A 19,657-nucleotide genomic window follows, 5' to 3' on the forward strand; every position below is an offset into this window, starting at 1 on the left:
CTGAGGAGAGTGAGAGAGATGAGTAAAAAGGCATTAATCGTTTGGGGTGGTTGGGACGGCCATGAGCCGGAACAAATTGCTCAAATTTTCAAAGGGATTCTGAAAGAGGAAAATTTTGAGGTAGAAGTATCCAATTCGCTAGATTCATATGCAGACGTAGAAAAGTTAAAATCATTAGATCTAATCATTCCGCATTGGACGATGGGGCAAATTGAAAAGAAGTATGTATTAAATATTTCTGAAGCAGTTGTGAGTGGTGTTGGCATTGCTGGTTGTCACGGAGGGATGTGCGATTCCTTCCGTAATAATGTGGACTGGCAGTTTATGACTGGAGGGAATTGGGTTGCCCACCCTGGAAATGATGGAGTGGAATACATGGTGAACATTAAACATTCGACTAGTCCGCTTCTTGAAGGACTAAGTGACTTTAAAGTAGTGAGTGAGCAATATTACTTACACTTTGACCCAGCAGTAGAAGTATTGGCGACTACAAGATTTCCCGTTGTAGAAGGTCCGCATTCGACAAATACACCTGTTGATATGCCTGTTGTTTGGACAAAAAGATGGGGAGTAGGTCGTGTATTTTACAGTTCATTAGGTCATAAGGCAAATATTGTTGACATGCCAGAAGTAAGAAAAATTATGCGGAGAGGTTTCCTTTGGACGGCTGAAGGAAAATCGCTTTACGGAACAAATGAAGCAGTCGCAGCATCAGGCAATGCTAGGTCATATACAGGTATGGGAGATAGCCAATAAGGGAAAAGTTCGGAGGAAGCGACTATGGAAAAGCTAAAAGTAGGGATCATAGGATGTGGAAACATTAGTTCCATATATATGGAAAACTGTCCGAAGTTTGAGTATCTTGATTTGGTGGCATGTGCTGATTTGGACATACAGAGAGCACAAGCTCAGGCGGAAAAGTATTCAATTTGCCATGCGTATACAGTAGAGGAATTGCTTGCTGATCCACAAATTGTTTTAGTGATTAACTTAACGATACCGAAGGCGCATGCTGAAATTAGCATACAGGCACTCCAAGCAGGTAAGCATGTATACTGTGAGAAGCCATTAGCAGTTACAAGAGAAGAAGGACAAAGAATTCTTCAAATAGCTGCAGAAAAGGGATTGTATGTTGGAAGTGCACCAGATACATTTTTAGGTGCCGGCATTCAAACGGCAATTCATTTGGTGAAAAACGGCGCAATTGGAACGCCAATCGGTGCATCTGCTTTCATGATGTCGCGTGGTCATGAGCATTGGCATCCAGATCCTGGATTTTACTATGATGTGGGCGGAGGACCAATGTTTGACATGGGGCCGTATTATTTAACAGCACTCATCTCCTTGCTTGGACCAATCAATCGCTTATCAGGGTCCGCTCGAATAAGCTATCCGGAGAGAACGATCATCAGTCAGCCAAAAGCGGGGGAAAAGATACAAGTACAATGTGCAACCCATATTTCCGGGACGATTGATTTTGCATCCGGTGCAATTGGAACGATTACAACAAGCTTCGATATTTTTGGTGGATCAACACTCCCGTTCATTGAACTGTATGGAAGCGAGGGGACATTGCTTGTCCCTAATCCAAACACCTTTGGTGGTCCAGTGAAGCTTCGCAAAAAGGGGGAGGAAGATTTTACGGACATTCCATTAACTCACGGCTATGTGCAAAATAGCAGGGGTCTTGGTGTTGCAGATATGGCAGAAGCGATCATAAATGGCAAAACCCACCGCGCCAATGGTGAGCTTGCTTACCACGTCTTGGAGGCTATGCATGGTTTTCATGATGCCTCTGAAAGTGGAAAATATTATGTAATGGAAAGTACATGCGATACCCCCGCACCTTTAATGAACAAATTAGAAGAAAAGATATAGGCGTATAGTGAGGATGAAGTACAGGCGGCTCTTCATCCTTACTTTCCTCGCTGGAGAATTTTGAATATTCCCACTGTACACGCGTACATGAACATGGTACTATTTGATGTACTAAAACTCGTTAAATATGAGCCTTTTATCTATGTAACTGGAATCTATTTCTGGAGGGGGGAATGTGATTATCATATAATTTTTTAAAATGTCTTGGTAACGCTTACAATAAACCTTAGTAAAATGGGGAGAGGGGACAGTGATGAATAAAAAACTCGTTTTAACTATCATTTCTATTCTATGTTTTAGTATTTTAGTAGCTTGTAATGGTGGGAAAAATTCCACAGGGGGATCAACTGAGTCGAGTGGTGGAAAAAGCGGCGGTGAGGAGAAGAAATTAACATTATGGCATATTGAAACAGGAAACAATGTAACCGTTTTGGAGAACGCGGTTAAACGGTTTGAGGACAAGCATGAGGGTGTAAGCGTTGAAGTGGTACAAGTTGAAAATGACCCATATAAAACAAATCTAGTTGTTGCGATGGGTGGTGGCAATCCGCCTGATGTGTTTCACAGTTGGGGTGGAGGTTGGTTAAAGCAATTTTCTGATGCCGGACAAGTGCTGGAGTTAACCGATAAAATTGATGCCGACAATTATATTCCAGCTGCTATTAGCCCTGCTACATTTGATGAAAAGGTCTTTGGTGCACCGCTAGCCTTGTCTGGTGTTCCAGTTTATTACAATAAGGATATTTTCGAAAAATACAATTTAACACCACCCACAACATATGATGAGTTATTGACGATCATTGACACGTTAAATGAAAATAAGGTGATTCCATTTGCGATTGCTAACCAGTCAAAATGGCCGGGTGCGTTCTATTTAATGTATTTTGCGGACCGTCTTGCGGGAAATGAGTTATTCAATAATGCATTTGGTCGTGAAGGGCGTGGATTTGACGATCCAGTGTATGTAAAAGCTGGAGAAATGATTCAAGAACTCGTTGAGAAAAAGGCATTTCCAAATGGATTTAATGGTTTAAATTATGATACAGGGCAATCACGTCAATTAATTTATTCTGAGCAGGCTGCAATGATTTTACAAACGACAGGCTTTATTAATAATTTACGATCTGAAGCTCCAAAAGACTTTGAAAAGAAAATAGATATTTTTAATTTTCCAGCAATTGAAGGTGGAAAAGGTGATCCGACTAACGTCGTTGGTGGGGTGTCTCCAGTTTTCTCAGTTGCAGCAAAAAGTGCAAATCCTGATTTAGCTGTTGAGCTTGTAAAGGAATTAACGAGTTTAGAAACGGCTCAGGATGCAACCGATAATGGAGGGAAAATCCCAGCCGTTAAAGGAGTAGAAATTAAGGATGAATTTATTCAAAAGGTAAATGATCTTCTAAGCAATGCAAATAGTATGCAAACTTTTTACGATCAAACATTGCCACCTGAGCTTGGAGAGCTTCATAAAGATACAACACAGGCCATTTTTGGTTTAGAAATGACTCCTCAGGAAGCGGCAGATGCAATGGAGAAGAAAGCGAAGGAAATCTTGAAATAGCTAAAAAAAGCAGCTTATTGAATATTAATATAAACCTTGTTTATTACAACAGGAAGCGGGTTAGTTGGAAGATAATCCGCTTCTCCACGAAAGGATGGGGAGTAGCCTTTGAAGGAAATTAACCGTGATATGAAGTTGACAGTTGGGTTACATCAGCAGGATACAGTACGTCCTATAAAAGCGTCCGTAAAGAGAAAATGGGAAGATGGGACAATTATTACTTTTTTTCTTGCACCCGCATTAATTGTATATCTAGTATACGTCGTATATTCAATTTTCATGACCTTTTTTTATAGCATGTTTAAATGGTCGGGAATTGAAGCAGCATCTGATTTTATTGGTCTTGCCAATTATGTTCAATTAATGAATGACGGCGTATTTTGGAAATCACTCACTAATAATTTAATTCTTGTCGCTACTTCCGTACTCACGCAGATACCGTTAGGGTTGATCATGGCATTATTATTATTTGCACCAATTAGGGGAATTCGTCTATTTAGAACGGTATATTTTATGCCATTCTTAATGTCAACGGTAGCAATTGGCCTATTGTTTATTTTCATTCTAGATCCTAATTTCGGTTTGGTTAATCATTTTTTATCCCTATTGGGCCTGGACTCTTGGCAACGAGGCTGGTTAGGGGAAAGTGATACAGCATTGTGGTCGGTCGTTGCTGTAATCAGCTGGCAATTTGCACCGTTTTATATGATTTTATTCAGGGCATCTATCGTAGGTATTCCTGATGAATTATATGAAGCAGCGAAAATAGATGGAGCGAATAAGTGGCAAAATTTTATTCATGTCACATTGCCTTTATTAATGCCAACGATTGTTACATCATCTATATTGGCAATTATTGGTTCGCTAAAATACTTTGATTTAATTTATGTTATGACAAATGGAGGCCCAAATAATTCAACTGAATTAATGGCTACTTATATGTATAAGCAAGCATTCACTAACTTTAATATGGGTTATGGCAGTGCGGTCTCTTTCGGTATGTTTATCATTGCTCTAATCATTACCCTAGCCGTATTAGGTTTGGATAATATAAGAAAAAGGGGAGATGTAGCATGATCCAAAAATGGAGAGGCATTCCTACTTATATAATTGCAATCATTTTTCTACTGTTTACAGGTCTCCCTTTCTTCTTTATGATCAACACGGCTTTTAAGGATCAATTTGAATTTTTACAAAGTCCATGGAAGCTGCCGGCATCTTTGAATATTGAAAACTTCACCAATATATTAAATGGGACATTTTTTACTTATTTTATGAACAGTATAATTGTCTCCGTTTCCACCGTTATTTTAGTCGTCATTTTTGCGTCGTTAGCTAGTTATCCATTAGCAAGGATCAAATTTAAGCTGAGTAAGCCGGTCTTTATGTTGTTTTTAGTAGGGATGATGATCCCAGTTCATTCGACATTAATTCCGATTTACGTATTAACACAAAAATTAGGGCTTTATAATTCTTTATGGGGACTTTTGGGACCATATATTGCGTTTGCTCTTCCTGTTTCGATCGTTATTTTTGTTCAATTTATGAAGGAAATTCCGAACGAACTAATTGAAGCGGCTCGAATCGATGGCTGTGGACATTTTAGCATTTTTTGGGTCATCTTATTCCCTTTATTGACGCCAGCCATTTCCACCGTTTTTATCTATAATTTCATTCACACTTGGAATGAATTTATTTTTGCATTGATATTGCTTCAAAGTGAGAAATCTATGACTTTACCGCTTGGTTTAAGGGAGTTTTACGGGGAATTTTCTGTGAATATTCCGGGTATGATGGCTGCCTTAACGTTGGCAAGCCTGCCGCTTCTAATTGTTTATTTTATTGGTCAGGAAAAAGTAGTAAAGGGACTTTCCGCAGGTTCCGTAAAGGGATAAATTTGTATTCCCAATGATTGATAGAAAAGGAGTTTTATATATGGAAACGTATACAAATTATGTGGATGGTGTTTGGAGAGCATCTGGATCAGGAGAATTAAAGCCAATTATCAATCCCGCGACGATGGATGTAGTTGGGAATGCCCCAGTTTCAACATTGGCGGACCTTGATGAAGCAGTTCAGGCTGCAACAGAGGCGAAGGCGAAGTGGAGTAAGCTTTCGGGCGCTGCGAGGGGAGATTACTTATATAAAGTAGCCGATTTGATGGAGGAAAGGCTTGATGATATTGCGATAACGATGACGAAGGAAATGGGAAAAACATTACCTGAGGCAAAGGGAGAAACTGCACGAGGAATAGCGATTTTACGTTATTATGCAGGCGAAGGAATGAGGAAAGTAGGTGATGTCATCCCGTCGACAGATAGTGAGGCATTGATGTTTACAAAACGTGCACCATTAGGAGTGGTTGGCATTATTACACCGTGGAATTTCCCAGTTGCAATTCCTATATGGAAAATGGCGCCCGCACTAATTTATGGGAACACAGTTGTAATTAAACCCGCATCTGAAACGGCAATTACTGCTGCAAAAGTGATTGCGTGCTTCTATGAGGCTGGTATTCCGAAAGGTGTCGTGAATATGATCATCGGTTCCGGCAGTGTGATTGGCCAAGGCATTGTTGAGCATCCTGCTATTGCCGGTATTTCATTTACTGGCTCAGATGAGGTAGGTCATCAAATTGCACTTGGTTCGGTCAAAACAGGGAAAAAATATCAGCTTGAAATGGGCGGGAAAAATCCTGTCATTATTGCTGAAGATGCTGATTTATCTAAAGCAGTTGAGGGGACAATTAGCGGTGCATTTCGCTCTACTGGTCAAAAATGTACGGCAACAAGCAGGGTGCTTGTACATAGCAGTATAAAAGCTGCGTTTGTAGACAAGCTGCTATCTGCCCTTAAAGAGATCAAAATTGGCAATGGTTTAAATGACGGAATCTGGATGGGGCCTTGTTCTTCTGAAGGACAAATGGAAGGAGTATTGTCTTATATTGAAAAAGGGAAGAGTGAAGGTGCGAAATTGATTTATGGTGGAAGTCGATTGCAAGGTCCTTCATATGATCAAGGCTTTTATGTAGAGCCAACTATTTTTGACGAAGTTGATAGCCAAATGCAAATTGCTCAAGAAGAGATATTTGGTCCAGTCATTGCGCTTATTAGTTTTGATAATTTAGAGGAGGCATTTGCATTAGCAAATGATACTAAATTTGGATTAAGTGCCTCTATATATACGGAGAATATTGGAGCGATGTTAGCGTTTATCGATGATGTCGATGCTGGTCTTGTAAGGGTGAACGCGGAAACGGCTGGGGTTGAACTTCAGGCGCCATTTGGAGGAATGAAGCAATCAAGCTCGCATTCTCGTGAACAGGGACAAGCGGCAATTGAGTTTTATACAAATGTGAAAACAGTATTTATTAAAGGGTAAATGAGCGGATGCGCTACCTTTAGTAATGAATAGGGGAGGGAGTAAGGTGAGAATCATTAGTTACCGAACGGAAACAAATTCGAACCAATTAGCTGCGGTTACGGCAGAATCGGAAATTTACCCTTTACCATTTGCTACAAGCATTGAGCTTATTCAAAAGGGGGAGGAAGAAGGCAAAAGTTGTTTAGAGATTGTTCTTAAAGCGATAGAGGGGGTAAAAGCTTTAGAGCTATCGTTTGAAGAATTAAACTTACAGCTGCCAATTCATGCTTATGAGGTATGGGCGAGCGGTGTCACATATCAAAGAAGTAAGGAAGCAAGGAACTATGAATCTAAACGTGAGGAAGGTGCAAGCTCTTATTACGATAAAGTGTATGAAGCCGAGCGACCGGAGCTGTTTTTAAAATCGACTGAACGAAGAACGATTGGACCGAATGACCCGATCTATTTACGTTCAGACTCAAATTGGCAAATTCCCGAGCCGGAATTAGGTCTTGTCATTAATAAACATGGAGAAATCATCGGTTACACGATTGGTAATGATATGAGCTCCAGAGACATTGAAGGAGAAAATCCGCTTTATTTAACACAAGCGAAAATTTGGAAGCATTCCTGTTCTATCGGCCCGGCTATCCTTTTAGCGGAAGCGGTTGAAAATCCTTATGCCTTTGAAATTATCTGCAGGATACTTAGGCAAGGGGAGAATGTTTTTGAGGAAAGGGCAAGTACATCCCAATTAAAGAGAAAGTATGAGGAATTGGTCGAATTTCTAATCAGAGATAACGAGACATTTTCCGGCACCGTGCTGCTTACAGGAACATGCATCGTTCCACCCAATGATTTTACATTAAAAGTTGGGGATCTAATCGAAATAGAAGTTCCAGGCATTGGGGTTTTAAGAAATCCAGTAGGCCATTGTTGAAATACATTCGAAAGGGAGACATGCATGGATGCTTTAGATATGCTTTTAGAATCTAAATCAAATGTGATTGAACAGATTAAAACAAAAGCAAAAGGACCGGAAGGCAGACTGCCCCTTACAGATCATATGCTTCGTCATTCGCCTAGTGGGGATTTGTTTGGACTTTCTCAAAATGTAGGGATGGGCTGGGCACCAAGCAAATTACGCGGGAAAGAGGTTTTATTGCTTAGTACACAAGGTGGCATGAAAGATGCCGAGGGGCAACCGATCGCTTTAGGCTATCATACTGGACATTGGGAAGTCGATCAATTGATGAAGGAAGCGGCAACTGTGATTCATCATGCAGGAGGGATCCCTTTTGCAGCATATGTAAGTGATCCTTGTGATGGCAGATCTCAAGGTACGTCCGGGATGTTTGATTCTTTCCCTTATAGAAATGATGCAGCGATTGTCTATCGCCGTTTAATTCGTTCTCTTCCAACGAGAAAAGCGGTGATCGGAATTGCTACATGTGATAAAGGGCTCCCAGCAATGATGCTCGCTCTGTCATCGATGCACCAATTGCCAACCATTGTCATACCTGGAGGTGTGACATTACCTCCTGAATATGGTGAAGACGCAGGGAAAATTCAGACGATCGGCGCACGATATTCCAATAACGAAATTACATTGGAGGAGGCAGCTGAATTAGGCTGCCGAGCATGTGCCACACCAGGGGGAGGGTGTCAGTTTTTAGGCACCGCTGCGACTGCGCAAGTAGTGAGTGAGGCGCTAGGACTATCTCTTCCACATTCCGCTCTAGCTCCATCAGGACAAGAAATATGGAGAGAGATGGCTAGAAGTTCAGCAAATGCGATCATTGAGCTGGAAAAAAACAAAATTACGACAAAAGTTATTATCACAGATAAAGCCATATATAATGCAATGGTTGTTCATGCTGCATTTGGCGGTTCGACCAATTTACTATTACATATCCCGGCGATTGCTCATGCGGCAGGCTGTAGTATCCCTACTGTAGAGGATTGGATTAAAGTCAATCGCCAAACACCAAGGCTTGTCAGTGTATTGCCTAACGGTCCTGACTATCATCCAACCATCCGTGCTTATCTTGCTGGCGGGGTGCCTGAGGTGATGCTCGAGCTGCGTAAATTAGGCTTATTATATGAGGATGTCATGACGGTGACAGGTAAGACATTACGAGAGAACTTAGATTGGTGGGAAAAATCGGAACGAAGACAAAATATGAAGCAGCGTCTCATGCAAGCTGATCATATTCCTGCTGATGAGGTTATTATGTCAAAGGAAATAGCAGAGCAAAAAGGTTTGACATCTACGATTACTTTTCCGATTGGTAATATTGCCCCAGAGGGATCGATTATCAAATCAACATCCATTGATAAGGAAAAAATTGATGTGAATGGCATTTTTTATCATAAAAGCAAAGCAAAGGTGTTTTCAAGTGAGCGAGCTGCGATCCAAGCAATAAGAGAGGGGAAAATTAATCAAGGTGACATCATGATCGTAGCTGGTTGCGGGCCATTAGGAACAGGAATGGAGGAGACGTATCAGCTCACCTCGGCGCTTAAACATTTATCCTATGGAAAACATGTGACACTCATAACAGATGCAAGGTTTTCAGGTGTTTCAACGGGAGCATGTATAGGTCATGTCGGTCCTGAAGGATTGGCGGGAGGACCGATTGGGAAGCTGTGTGACGGTGATATCATTGAAGTGAAGATAGATACTGTTCGCTTAGAGGGACATCTCCACTTTTTAGGTACGGAAGAAAATCCAGTGCTACCTGATGAAGGTGCATTGATTTTGCAACAGAGAGAACAGAACAAAATTACGCCTGCACAAGGACTCCCGGACGATACACGCCTATGGGCTGCTTTACAAAAGGTGAGCGGCGGAACATGGCGCGGAAGTATTTATGATGTAGATCGAATCATTAACGTACTGGAAGCTGGAGAAGAGGCGTTAAAAAGGGAAGGGGTAGTTCATAATTAATGGCTGGAAGAAGGTTCAGAAAGTTCCGTAGAATAAAGAAGGAAATTTTACAGACCATCTGTTAAATTACGGCTATATGCAAAATAGCAGGGGTCTTGGTGTCGCAGATATGGCAAGGCAATTTTAAAGGGTAAAGAGCACCGAGCGAATGGTGAACACGCCTATCACGTATTGGAGACAATGCATAGTTTTCATGATGCGTCGGAAAGTGGAAAGTACATACAGCCGCCCTCAAGCCTTTAATCTAATATGGAACTCACAAAAGCACACTCATTATAGGGTGCGCTTTTCTTTTCGAAGCGACAGGAAGACATGAACAATAACAACTAAAAAGCTGTATATATAATGAATATGGACCTAATCGTTAGCAGGGACCTTTGCCCGTTGTTAATGATTTTAACTCAGTTAAACTATTAACAACGGGAGGAGGTATGTAGATTGAATGATTTTATCGTATTACCGAAAATAAGAAGAATTGTGATGTTAGCTTTTATGTGCTTATTATTTATTATGCTTGGCATTGTATTTATCGTATTCTCTAGCGGTGAGACAGGTTCTGTAGGATTTTGGCTTAAAGTTATTGGTGTTCTCGTGATCGCCATCTTTGCCTTATGTTTAATTTATTACGTTAAAGTATTAATGGAAAAGAAGCCGGCATTAATTGTGTCAGAGGAAGGGATTTTTGATCAATCGAGTTATATTGGTGCAGGATTGGTTAGATGGGAAGAAATTGAGGCGATTGATTTTGTTCAGTTTTCAGGTCAGGTGTTTCTAGGTATTACAACGTATGATCCTGAACTAATTATTAACAGGACGAGCGGTGTGAAAAAGTGGCTGAATAAGGCAAATAGGGGCCTTGTATCAGCTCAAGTAAACATACCTGTAAAAATTCTCGCTTGCCCATTAGACGATTTGGTCGATGAAATTAATGAACGTTGGGAAGAGGCTAGTCATGATCCTCATATAGAAAGGAACGAGGAAATGTAAGGGATTGGAAAACTCCTTCCAATCCCGTTTTTTTATTTGTCCAATTTTCGTTTCTGCGCTAAAAGCTTTTGAAATTCAGCTTCCAATGCTTCAGATGGTTCTATGCTTAGCTGGCTGAGAACGGCTGTTATTTTTGTTTCAAGTAAAAGTCGTTCATCTTCTTGCCAATCTCTCGTTTCTTGTACAGGACGGTGTTCAAATTGATCGTATGTCCCTTCAAATAGGCGAATTTTTTGATCTTCAATTGCGATCACTTTGTTTACGATGGCTTGTAGGAAGCGACGGTCATGAGAAACGAGCAACACGGTTCCTTCATAGGCTTGAAGCAAGGATTCAAGTGCTTCAACTGATTCAATATCAAGAAAATTTGTCGGCTCATCGAGAATAAGCGTGTTAATATCGCTAACAAATAGTTTCGCAAAGGAGACTTTTACCCGCTCCCCGCCACTTAATACACCCACTTTTTTATACACATCATCTCCAAAAAAATGTAAGCGCGCGAGCACGGTACGAATCAAGCTTTCGCTTTGCCTTGAAGTAGAAGCGACATTTTCTAAAATTGATTGTTCAACATGTAATAGGTCTAAATTTTGACTGAAATAGCCAATTTTGATTGCAGGGGAAAGGGTAATTCCATCTTCTGCTTGAATGATTTTCTTAATAAGCGTTGTTTTTCCACTGCCATTTTTACCAATAATCGCAACCTTCTCCCCGCCTTTAATGTTAAAACGAGCGGGTTTCCAGAGGGTTCGCCTACCAACGATGCCGCTAACATCATCTACTCGTAATATGATTCTTCCTTTAAACGTTTCGGCATTTGGTACATTCATTTTAATCGGCGGTGCTTCTTTTATTTTCTCTACCTTTTCCAGTATATCTAAGCGGGTTTCAATCGCTTTTGCCGCTTTGCGCAGTTTCTTTTGCTTATTGGCAAAATACGGCTTGGCGCCGGTAATTCTAGCTTCCGACCCGCTCACTTTTTTCGGCGTTTTCGTAGCTCTCGCTGCCTTTTGTTCTTTCAAAACAAGTGCGGCTTCGAGTTGTTTCTTCTTTTGTTCATATTGCTCATACGCATTTTCATGCTGTCGTTGCTCTAAATCCTTTTGTGATACATAATCCGAATAATTCCCTTTATAGACTTTCACTTGTCCTTCATGTAATTCCCAAATGCTTGTGCAAAGCGAGTCAAGAAAGGCGCGATCATGGGAGACAATGATAAGTGCGCCATGCCATCTTTTTAGCTGCCTTTCCAGCTTTTCGATATGTGCCGTATCAAGATTCGTTGTCGGTTCATCAGCTAATAGAAGCTCTGCTTTCTTTGCGAGCGCTTCGTTAATATACGCTTGCGTCACCTCACCGCCACTTTTTATTGTGTTCGTCTGTTTTAATTGTGGCAATATTTCAGAACGTGCATACAACGTAACTGTTCCAGACTCTGGGCTTTTCTTTTTTGCTAAAATCTTTAATAATGTCGTTTTTCCACTTCCATTTCTTCCAACTAAGCCAATGCACTCCCCGTTTTGGACTTTTAAGCTTTCTACATCAATAATTAAGCGATCTTTGATCGACCATTTTAATTGATTTGCTTCTAGTAAAATCATCATATCATCCCCATTTCATTCATGCTGGAGACAAAAAATGCCTCCTATCTTTTCAGAATAGGAGGCATGGGTGTACAACAAAAAAGAGGCATTTTCCCCTTGTTTGCCCAACCATGAAAGAACCATCCTATTCTGAAAAACGCCCGATCCAGTGCATGACGAAAAGGACAGGAATATCTCCTGTTTCACATCATGCTTTGCCATCGATTGTTTTCAAAAATAGGATTAGTACTTCATGTAATTGGGTCACCCTTCCGTTTATTGTTAAGGCAACTATAAGCGATAAAGGATGAATATGTCAATGGGTTTATACTTCTTGTGAAAAAGGTGGTTCCATCGGCAAAAGAAAAGATTCATATATAAGTCATGTCTGCTAAAGAGAAGTTTATAGATTCACTCTAATTGACAATCATTCTCAATATGAGCTAAGATAATCATGCGATAACAACTTATTGAGAATATTAATCAATTGTCTAAAATGAATGTTTTTTATAGTAAAGGGAAAATCTTTAACAAAAGGGAGCGTATATGAGAATGAAGCAATTAAGTAATAAGCGAAAGAAAAATAAGTCCTTTCAACACCTTACGACAATCATATGCCTTTGCATCTTTTGTTTTTCTCTTTATCAATTAACAAAGATTTACTTTGAATATCGTGGAAACAGCCAAGCTCTAGCCGAAATTCAAGAAATATATCTTCCTGAAACGGAAATGCAAGAGCAAAATAAAGAGCAAGTAGTGAGACAATCCTTTCAACCATTACTTGAAATTAATCAAGAAATCGTTGGTTGGATTACGATCGATCAAACGAAAATCGATTATCCGATTTTACAGGCAGAAAATAATGAATACTATTTAGATCGAAACTATCGTCATGAAAAAACAAGAGCTGGCAGCTTGTTTATGGATTACCGCAATGATGTTCAGGGGTCGGATAAACATACGATTATTTATGGACATCGAATGAAGGATGGCTCGATGTTTGGACAGATCAGTAAGTTCCTTGACCAATCTTTTCTTGATGAACATCCATCATTTTACTTCGATACGTTATATGAAGGCTATGAGGCTGAAATTTTTTCTGTTTATGAAACAACGACTGATTTTTATTATATCGAGACTGATTTTTCAGATGATCAAGTCTATCAATCATTCATTGACGAAATAAAAAATCGCTCCGTCGTCCAAACAAATATAGATGTGGGGATGGATGATCAAATCATCACTTTATCTACTTGTGACAACTGGCGTTCAAATGGACGACTTGTTATGCATGCAAAGTTAAGTAAAACATCTTAAATGGGATATAAAAAGCCGCTCCTTTAGAAGGATTGCGGCTTTTTATATTATTGCACTTGTGTTTGCAAAACGTTCTCGGAATTTATCGCGCTTTGCGGTTCCCTTACAACTTTTACATCGTAAAAAGTGATTTTGTTTTCAATGATATACTCCGGTACTGTGCGCTTGGAATGAGATTCGCGGAAGGCCTCACTTTTTGTCCAGTTCTTAAAATCTTCCTTTGCATTCCAACGGGTAACGACACTTACTTCATCATAGTCTCGTAGATTCTCAGTCATCATGACCTCTAAACCTAAGAAACCCTCCATGAATTCGACTTTCCCAATTTTATTAAAACGTTCAACTAGTTTTTCACCATTTCCTTTAGTGATTTTCGATGTGTTCGTGACAATAATCATGTTTTTCCTCCTCTGTTAGATTTGAATATTCAGAAAAAATATTTTCCATTTTTCTCATGAATAAGCTGTGTATAGTAGTTGAACATGTACTTGGTCATCCTCTGTCCGACAGCAAGAATAAGCAATGATAATCATGATAATGAAAATCATTCTCACTAATGATGATAATCGTTATCAGTAGATAAGTCAAGTAGTTGGAGGAAATATTTTCTTGTTAAAAAGAGGTTGTCCATACGAATGGACAACCTCTTTTTAACTTTCTTTTTGAAAGACAACTTCATTTTTTCCTGCACGCATCCCTGAAATAAACAGACCTGCTGTTGCGATAAATAAAAGAATCAACGGAGTGGACCAGCTTGAAGTGACATCATGTAAAAGCCCAAAAAACACGGGGCCAACCGCGGCAAGAATGTAGCCAAACGACTGTGCCATTCCAGATAAATCCGCTGCTTCATGTGGCGTGTGCGTTCGCAGGGTGAAGAACATCATCGCAAGTCCGAACGCCGATCCGCCAGCAAGTCCAAGAATAATCATCCAAAGTGGAATCAATGGTGCTCCGATAAAAATTCCCACAAATCCAATTAAGAAGAAACTAGCAATGAATAAAACGAGCATACGTTGGTTCTTCATTTTTCCTGCAATGACAGGAATGATGAATGTCATCGGCAATTGTGCAAATTGCATGAGCGAAAGCATCCAACCGGCCTGCCCTGCGCTTAAGCCTTGCGTTTTTAATACCTCTGGTAACCATGCGGAGCAAGTATAAAAGATGAACGATTGTAATCCCATGAAAAGGGTAATATTCCAAGCTAAATTGGAGCGCCATAATGGCGATGTATTCTGCCTTTTTGTTGCAATCGCCGCGCCAGCCATCGATTTTTTCGCTTTTAACTGTGGCAACCAAATGATTGCTGCAACGAATGAGAGAATCGCCCAGCCGCCCAATGCACCTTCCCAGCCAAAGCTTGTTCCTTCCGCAAGTGGAATGCTAATTCCAGCAGCTATCGAACCCGATAAATTCATGGCAACGGAATATAATCCCGTCAAAAGCCCGATATGGAGTGGGAAGTTAAGCTTGATTAGGCCCGGTAATAATACATTTCCGAACGCAATCGCAGCTCCTAATAAAAACGTACCAATGAGTAGATACGGGGTTGTGCCTAATGATCGAATGACGATCCCTAGCGTTAATAAAACGAGTGAAGCAAATAATGTTCGTTCCATCCCAAAGCGTCGCGCAATTTGAGGCGCAAATGGTGAAATGAGCGCAAATGCAAGCAAGGGAATCGTGGTCAGAAATCCAGCCAACACATTGGAAATATGTAAGCCGCTTTTGATCAATGAAATAAGTGGTCCAACAGACGTTAATGGTGAACGGAGAGTAGAAGCAATAAAGATAATTCCTATAATAAGAATCCAGTAGTCCCGGGTAAACGTTAATTTTCTACTTGTAGGTCGTGAATATTGACTAGCCAAAATAAAGCCTCCAAACATGTAATCATTATTTAAGTGTACCATGTTCATAGAGGATAAGTAATGAATAAAACTTGCCAATCTAAAACTCTAAGAAAATTTGTTATGATGAAATTGAGAATAGGATAGATCGAAGGAGAGAAATGGATGAGAATTGGTAGTTGCATTAGAACATATACAGGTATTGAATTTTGGCCGCTAGACCCGCGGGCTGATGAGATTTCAACGAGGGATATCGCACATGCACTCTCATTGACATGTCGGGCAAATGGACATGCGGCTCATTTCTTTAGTGTGGCACAACACTCTATTTATTGCGCGCGAGAGGCAAAAAATAGGGGATATTCGGAACGAGTCCAATTAGCATGCTTGCTCCATGATGCATCGGAGGCATACATTTCTGACATTACAAGACCTGTAAAAAGGCATCTTACTGATTATATGAAAATTGAAGATACATTACAAAAGACGATCTATGAAACGTATGGATTGGTCTCTTTAACAGAGGCAGAATTAGATCTTGTCCGTTTGATTGATGATGCGATGTTGAAATATGAAATGGCAACATTACTTAATATGAACGATTTTCAGGGGGAAGAGGTCCAAGAACGATACAGTCTCTCGTTTAAAATGATGGACGTTATAGAGGAAGAGTTTGTAAGATTGGCAGAAGAACTGCAGACAGCTTTATTGATAAAGGCATAAAAGTTAAAAGAAGAACCCCGTTCGAATGGGGTTCTTAGGTTCGGTTCACTCTTATTTTTGTGTCTTGCTAAATTTAATTTTCATTGCTTGGGCTAACAATACAGGAAGGTCTGTATTGTCGTGCAACCCCCTAAATAGATCAGACCCCGGCCCAAATGCATATAGCGGAATATCAACCCCTGTATGCTGCGTGCTAGTCCAGCCAACTAGAGCCCGTTCAGATACAATTTCGTTTATAGCGATATCTGGATTGGAAGCTGATTGGATTTTCTCGATTTCTTCGTTTGTTAAATCAAGTCCAGTAAATTCTTTCACAACTTCCTTTACATTGCTGCGCTCCGCATTTAATTGGCCAACCATATAATCGCCAGTTGCAGTGACATTACGAAGTACTTCTACCTTTGCATCGTATTCTCCATATCCTCCAACGGACATCCCGCCTGTATCATGGTCACCAGCGATCAAAATAAGAGTCTTTTTATCCTTCTTAGCAAAATCTAATGCCCGTTCGAGCGCCTCTTCAAATGCCTGAGAATCTTTCATTGCCCAGGCGGCATCATGGTCATGACCAGCCCAGTCTATTTGGCTACCCTCTACCATAAGGAAGAAACCATCTTTATCTTTTTTAAGAACGTTTAAAGCCGCCTCGGTCATTTCAGCAAGGCTAGGCTGAGTCGTCATATCCCTGTCCAATTCCGGAGCCATGCCATCTTCCGAAAACAGTCCGATTAATTTGTCAGTTTTAGAGATATTTAATAGATCATTTCGATCTGAAACATAGTCATAACCACTTTTTTTAGCTTTATTTATCAATGTATCAGGAAAATACTTCTTCCCGCCTCCAAGGATGACGTCAACCCCATTTTCAAGCAGTTGGGGTGCGATATCTGCTTCATCCGCACGTGAGGCAACATGTGATGCAAAAACAGCCGGGGTGGCATGTGTAATAGTAGAAGTAGCGACTAAGCCTGACGATTTCCCTGCATCTTCAGCAGCCTCTAATATTGTTTTTAATTTCTTACCTTTAGGCGAAGTGCTGATCATCCCATTATTTGTCTTTATTCCAGTAGCCATCGCTGTCCCTGCTGCAGCTGAGTCCGTTACTTCGGAATTGGCTGAATATGTACGGTGCATCCCAACTAACATAGAATCCATGATTGATTCCTCGCCTTTAAACCAACGATAATTTGTAGCATAAGAAGCTGAATAGCCGTCAGGAATCATGAAAATGACGTTTTTCACTTTACCATTATTGTGGTCGGAATGAGCCTCTGCATTTGAGGATGGTAAATTAACCCCTATCAATGTACCGAGAGCAAGAGTTGAAACGGCAACGATTGAAATGACTTTCTTTTTTACTACATTTCTCAATTTAATCCCTCCTAAAATGAAGTACACACCCATTGTATAATTGTTTTATTAAGGTATTATAACTGCGGTGTTAATGATCGGTAAATCGATTAAATGAGGAATAAGTTCCTATGAAATAAAGTTTCCATTGTACCATTCGGGTCTTTTGTCTGTATAAAGTTTTATCTTTCTTCGTAATATGATCATACTGTCTAAAAAGGTAAATGGAAATAATTCGATCATCAGACTTTCGGTATATTGTAGACTTTCAAATCTTTACGTTAAATTTACAAATTAATTGTATAGAGATACAGTTTTATTCAAAAGCAATATCAATAGCTCTTTTACGAATGAACAAATAATGAAAAGGTGCATCGTTATATGATTAGAAAATGATCTTGTGTAACGATTTAAAAGTATGTTATTCTTTTATTAACCACCGGTTAATAAAAGGAGTTTGAACATGTCGCCTCGCAAAACAGCTTCAAAAGAGCTAACAAGGGAAATCATTTTACAAAAAGCACGGACACAGTTTATTGAAAAGGGCTTTCAACGAGTTTCTATGCGCAGTATCGCGAAATTGTTGGACTGCAGCCATGGGGCGTTATACTATCATTTTAAAAATAAAGCAGACTTGTTTTATGCGATTGTGGAAGAAGATTTTGCTGTATTGAACAACTTAATTGAAGAGTCAATTCAGGGACCGGAAGATGATTCAACAAAGCTTTATCAAATCCTTATTCGATTTATTGAATTTGGAATAAATCATCAAAGTCAGTATGAAATCATGTTTATGGTCAGGAATACGGAAGTAGACAGTTTATCTCAGGAAGCAGCAAACCTCTCATATCACAAATTTGCTCAAACGGTCCAAGCTTTGTCAGAGAATAAGTTAAAGATCATTGATATATGGTCAGCATTTTTAGCGTTACATGGATTTGTATCACATTATCGAGGATATGTTGCTCATTTTGACGATGTGAAGCTCGCAGCTGAATCTCATGTGCATTTTATTATGAAAGGTTTAAATGGTTAGACAGCTCTAAACTTTTTTCCGTTTAGAGTTTCTAATATTTTTTTTATATAATTTGACCGATGGTCAATAAAGGAGGTCGCAATGATGAAAAAAGCATTGGTACTAGGAGCATCAGGTGGAATCGGTTATGCGTTAGTTCGTGAGTTAACGGCTAGAGGGATCGAGGTGATTGCTTTTTCCAGAGGGGAGGAAAAATTGAATGCACTTTTTCAGCATGAAGCGCAAGTAACGATTTTCCCAGGGGATGTGCTCGTGGAAAGAGAAGTGATCGAAGCAGCTGATGGAGTCGATGTTATCTTTCATGCTGTTAGCTTTCCTTATCAAGAATGGAATGAAAAGCATCCTTCATGTATGGAGATTATTATAAAAACAGCAAAGATGCGGGAAGCAAAAATTGCGTTCGTTGATAATATTTATGCATATGGAAGGCAATCGCAAATAGAAGTATATGAAGACACAAAGAAGGAGCCACATACAAAAAAGGGGAAAATCCGACTTTCCATGGAAAATAGATTAAAGGGGAGTGGTGTCCCCTTCTTAATTGTTCATATGCCAGATTTGTATGGTCCGAATGCTGAAAATACGATTCTTCACGAAACACTTAAAAATGTCGTGCAAAATAAAACAGCAAACTACGTTGGTCATCTTAAGATCGCCCGTGAGTTTCTTTTTACATTGGATGGTGCAAAGGCGTTGGTGGAACTGGCTTTGCGAGAGGATGCATACAATCAAAATTGGAATATCCCATCAGCACATCCGATAATAGGGGAAGAAATCATTGAGATATTACGTCAGGAAACGGGTTATAAAAAGCCGATTAGAATGGTGTCAAAAACAATGATTCGCATCATCGGAATCTTTCAGCCATTCATGAAAGAAATGGTTGAGATGATGTATTTAACAGAGGACCCCGTAATCTTGAGCGGAAAAAAATACGAAGAAAAAATAGGAACAATCCCACGGACGCCATATAAAGAAGGGATTAAGATCACATTAAATTGGATGAGTGATAAAGGAAGATAAGGGAACTTTTTTCGTATGGAAGGGGTGGAAAACTTT

At 39.9% G+C, this 19,657-nt stretch carries 17 protein-coding genes; 13 read left to right on the forward strand and 4 right to left on the reverse strand.

The annotated features are described in order from the left end of the window. Nucleotides 1-18 precede the first annotated feature (18 nt). The 9 genes from KHA95_RS18365 to KHA95_RS18405 all read left to right on the forward strand — a co-directional run bounded on the left by KHA95_RS18365 (nt 19) and on the right by KHA95_RS18405 (nt 10,736). Nucleotides 19-756 (forward strand): ThuA domain-containing protein, encoded by a 738-nt coding sequence (locus KHA95_RS18365; protein WP_213139020.1) that lies wholly within the window; start codon nt 19-21, stop codon nt 754-756. A 24-nt stretch (nt 757-780) separates the two neighbouring features. Beyond that, nucleotides 781-1,878: a Gfo/Idh/MocA family protein gene (locus KHA95_RS18370; protein ID WP_213139021.1), complete on the forward strand. Its 1,098-nt coding sequence runs from the start codon at nt 781-783 to the stop codon at nt 1,876-1,878. A gap of 253 nt (nt 1,879-2,131) precedes the next feature. Next, complete coding sequence (locus KHA95_RS18375; protein ID WP_213139326.1) at nt 2,132-3,436, forward strand: extracellular solute-binding protein; 1,305 nt, start codon at nt 2,132-2,134, stop codon at nt 3,434-3,436. A 108-nt stretch (nt 3,437-3,544) separates the two neighbouring features. Beyond that, complete coding sequence (locus KHA95_RS18380; RefSeq protein ID WP_249317078.1) at nt 3,545-4,513, forward strand: carbohydrate ABC transporter permease; 969 nt, start codon at nt 3,545-3,547, stop codon at nt 4,511-4,513. Beyond that, entirely contained in the window at nt 4,510-5,331 is an 822-nt protein-coding gene (locus KHA95_RS18385; RefSeq protein ID WP_213139022.1) for a carbohydrate ABC transporter permease, read from the forward strand. Before KHA95_RS18380 ends, KHA95_RS18385 begins: the two co-directional genes overlap by 4 nt. Nucleotides 5,332-5,371: 40 nt before the next feature. Beyond that, nucleotides 5,372-6,817, forward strand: coding sequence for an alpha-ketoglutaric semialdehyde dehydrogenase GucD (gucD, locus tag KHA95_RS18390; protein ID WP_249317080.1), 1,446 nt, complete (start codon nt 5,372-5,374; stop codon nt 6,815-6,817). 46 nt (nt 6,818-6,863) lie between these two features. Further along, a complete protein-coding gene (locus KHA95_RS18395; protein WP_213139024.1) occupies nt 6,864-7,739 on the forward strand; it encodes a fumarylacetoacetate hydrolase family protein in 876 nt (291 codons plus the stop codon). 24 nt (nt 7,740-7,763) lie between these two features. Then, nucleotides 7,764-9,749, forward strand: a complete 1,986-nt coding sequence (locus KHA95_RS18400) for a YjhG/YagF family D-xylonate dehydratase (protein WP_283248186.1) — start codon at nt 7,764-7,766, stop codon at nt 9,747-9,749. 438 nt (nt 9,750-10,187) lie between these two features. Beyond that, the gene (locus KHA95_RS18405; protein WP_249317082.1) at nt 10,188-10,736 is read left to right on the forward strand and encodes an STM3941 family protein; all 549 of its coding nucleotides are present in this window, start codon (nt 10,188-10,190) and stop codon (nt 10,734-10,736) included. A 32-nt stretch (nt 10,737-10,768) separates the two neighbouring features. On the opposite strand, the gene KHA95_RS18410 is transcribed toward KHA95_RS18405, so the two are convergent. Further along, nucleotides 10,769-12,337 carry a Vga family ABC-F type ribosomal protection protein gene (locus KHA95_RS18410; protein ID WP_213139025.1) on the reverse strand — a complete coding sequence of 523 codons (1,569 nt, stop codon included), beginning with the start codon at nt 12,335-12,337 and terminating at the stop codon, nt 10,769-10,771. A gap of 534 nt (nt 12,338-12,871) precedes the next feature. Here KHA95_RS18410 and srtB point away from each other — a divergent pair. Continuing rightward, complete coding sequence (gene srtB, locus KHA95_RS18415; protein WP_213139026.1) at nt 12,872-13,636, forward strand: class B sortase; 765 nt, start codon at nt 12,872-12,874, stop codon at nt 13,634-13,636. Between the two features lie 47 nt (nt 13,637-13,683). On the opposite strand, the gene isdG is transcribed toward srtB, so the two are convergent. Beyond that, nucleotides 13,684-14,034 (reverse strand): heme oxygenase, encoded by a 351-nt coding sequence (gene isdG, locus KHA95_RS18420; RefSeq protein ID WP_213139027.1) that lies wholly within the window; start codon nt 14,032-14,034, stop codon nt 13,684-13,686. Nucleotides 14,035-14,286: 252 nt separating this feature from the next. Continuing rightward, a complete protein-coding gene (locus KHA95_RS18425) occupies nt 14,287-15,528 on the reverse strand; it encodes a CynX/NimT family MFS transporter (RefSeq protein WP_213139330.1) in 1,242 nt (413 codons plus the stop codon). A gap of 126 nt (nt 15,529-15,654) precedes the next feature. Here KHA95_RS18425 and KHA95_RS18430 point away from each other — a divergent pair, with 126 nt between their 5' ends. Continuing rightward, nucleotides 15,655-16,212 carry an HD domain-containing protein gene (locus KHA95_RS18430; protein WP_213139028.1) on the forward strand — a complete coding sequence of 186 codons (558 nt, stop codon included), beginning with the start codon at nt 15,655-15,657 and terminating at the stop codon, nt 16,210-16,212. A 51-nt stretch (nt 16,213-16,263) separates the two neighbouring features. On the opposite strand, the gene KHA95_RS18435 is transcribed toward KHA95_RS18430, so the two are convergent. After that, nucleotides 16,264-17,583: an alkaline phosphatase gene (locus tag KHA95_RS18435; RefSeq protein ID WP_249317085.1), complete on the reverse strand. Its 1,320-nt coding sequence runs from the start codon at nt 17,581-17,583 to the stop codon at nt 16,264-16,266. Nucleotides 17,584-18,025: 442 nt separating this feature from the next. Between KHA95_RS18435 and KHA95_RS18440 the strand changes: the two genes are divergently transcribed. Further along, nucleotides 18,026-18,598 carry a TetR/AcrR family transcriptional regulator gene (locus KHA95_RS18440; RefSeq protein ID WP_213139030.1) on the forward strand — a complete coding sequence of 191 codons (573 nt, stop codon included), beginning with the start codon at nt 18,026-18,028 and terminating at the stop codon, nt 18,596-18,598. 84 nt (nt 18,599-18,682) lie between these two features. After that, complete coding sequence (locus tag KHA95_RS18445; protein ID WP_213139031.1) at nt 18,683-19,621, forward strand: SDR family NAD(P)-dependent oxidoreductase; 939 nt, start codon at nt 18,683-18,685, stop codon at nt 19,619-19,621. The last annotated feature ends 36 nt before the right edge of the window (nt 19,622-19,657 follow it).

The sequence above is a fragment of the Bacillus sp. FJAT-50079 genome (assembly GCF_018343515.1).
Classification (GTDB): domain Bacteria; phylum Bacillota; class Bacilli; order Bacillales; family Bacillaceae_C; genus Lederbergia.

Coding starts and splice junctions, on each gene's coding strand:
- isdG (WP_213139027.1), bottom strand. CDS start 14,034: ATGATTATTGTCACGAACACATCGAAAATCACTAAAGGAAATGGTGAA.
- KHA95_RS18430 (WP_213139028.1), top strand. CDS start 15,655: ATGAGAATTGGTAGTTGCATTAGAACATATACAGGTATTGAATTTTGG.
- KHA95_RS18425 (WP_213139330.1), bottom strand. CDS start 15,528: ATGTTTGGAGGCTTTATTTTGGCTAGTCAATATTCACGACCTACAAGT.
- KHA95_RS18440 (WP_213139030.1), top strand. CDS start 18,026: ATGTCGCCTCGCAAAACAGCTTCAAAAGAGCTAACAAGGGAAATCATT.
- KHA95_RS18400 (WP_283248186.1), top strand. CDS start 7,764: ATGGATGCTTTAGATATGCTTTTAGAATCTAAATCAAATGTGATTGAA.
- KHA95_RS18445 (WP_213139031.1), top strand. CDS start 18,683: ATGAAAAAAGCATTGGTACTAGGAGCATCAGGTGGAATCGGTTATGCG.
- KHA95_RS18410 (WP_213139025.1), bottom strand. CDS start 12,337: ATGATTTTACTAGAAGCAAATCAATTAAAATGGTCGATCAAAGATCGC.
- KHA95_RS18365 (WP_213139020.1), top strand. CDS start 19: ATGAGTAAAAAGGCATTAATCGTTTGGGGTGGTTGGGACGGCCATGAG.
- KHA95_RS18385 (WP_213139022.1), top strand. CDS start 4,510: ATGATCCAAAAATGGAGAGGCATTCCTACTTATATAATTGCAATCATT.
- KHA95_RS18375 (WP_213139326.1), top strand. CDS start 2,132: ATGAATAAAAAACTCGTTTTAACTATCATTTCTATTCTATGTTTTAGT.
- KHA95_RS18370 (WP_213139021.1), top strand. CDS start 781: ATGGAAAAGCTAAAAGTAGGGATCATAGGATGTGGAAACATTAGTTCC.
- srtB (WP_213139026.1), top strand. CDS start 12,872: ATGAAGCAATTAAGTAATAAGCGAAAGAAAAATAAGTCCTTTCAACAC.
- gucD (WP_249317080.1), top strand. CDS start 5,372: ATGGAAACGTATACAAATTATGTGGATGGTGTTTGGAGAGCATCTGGA.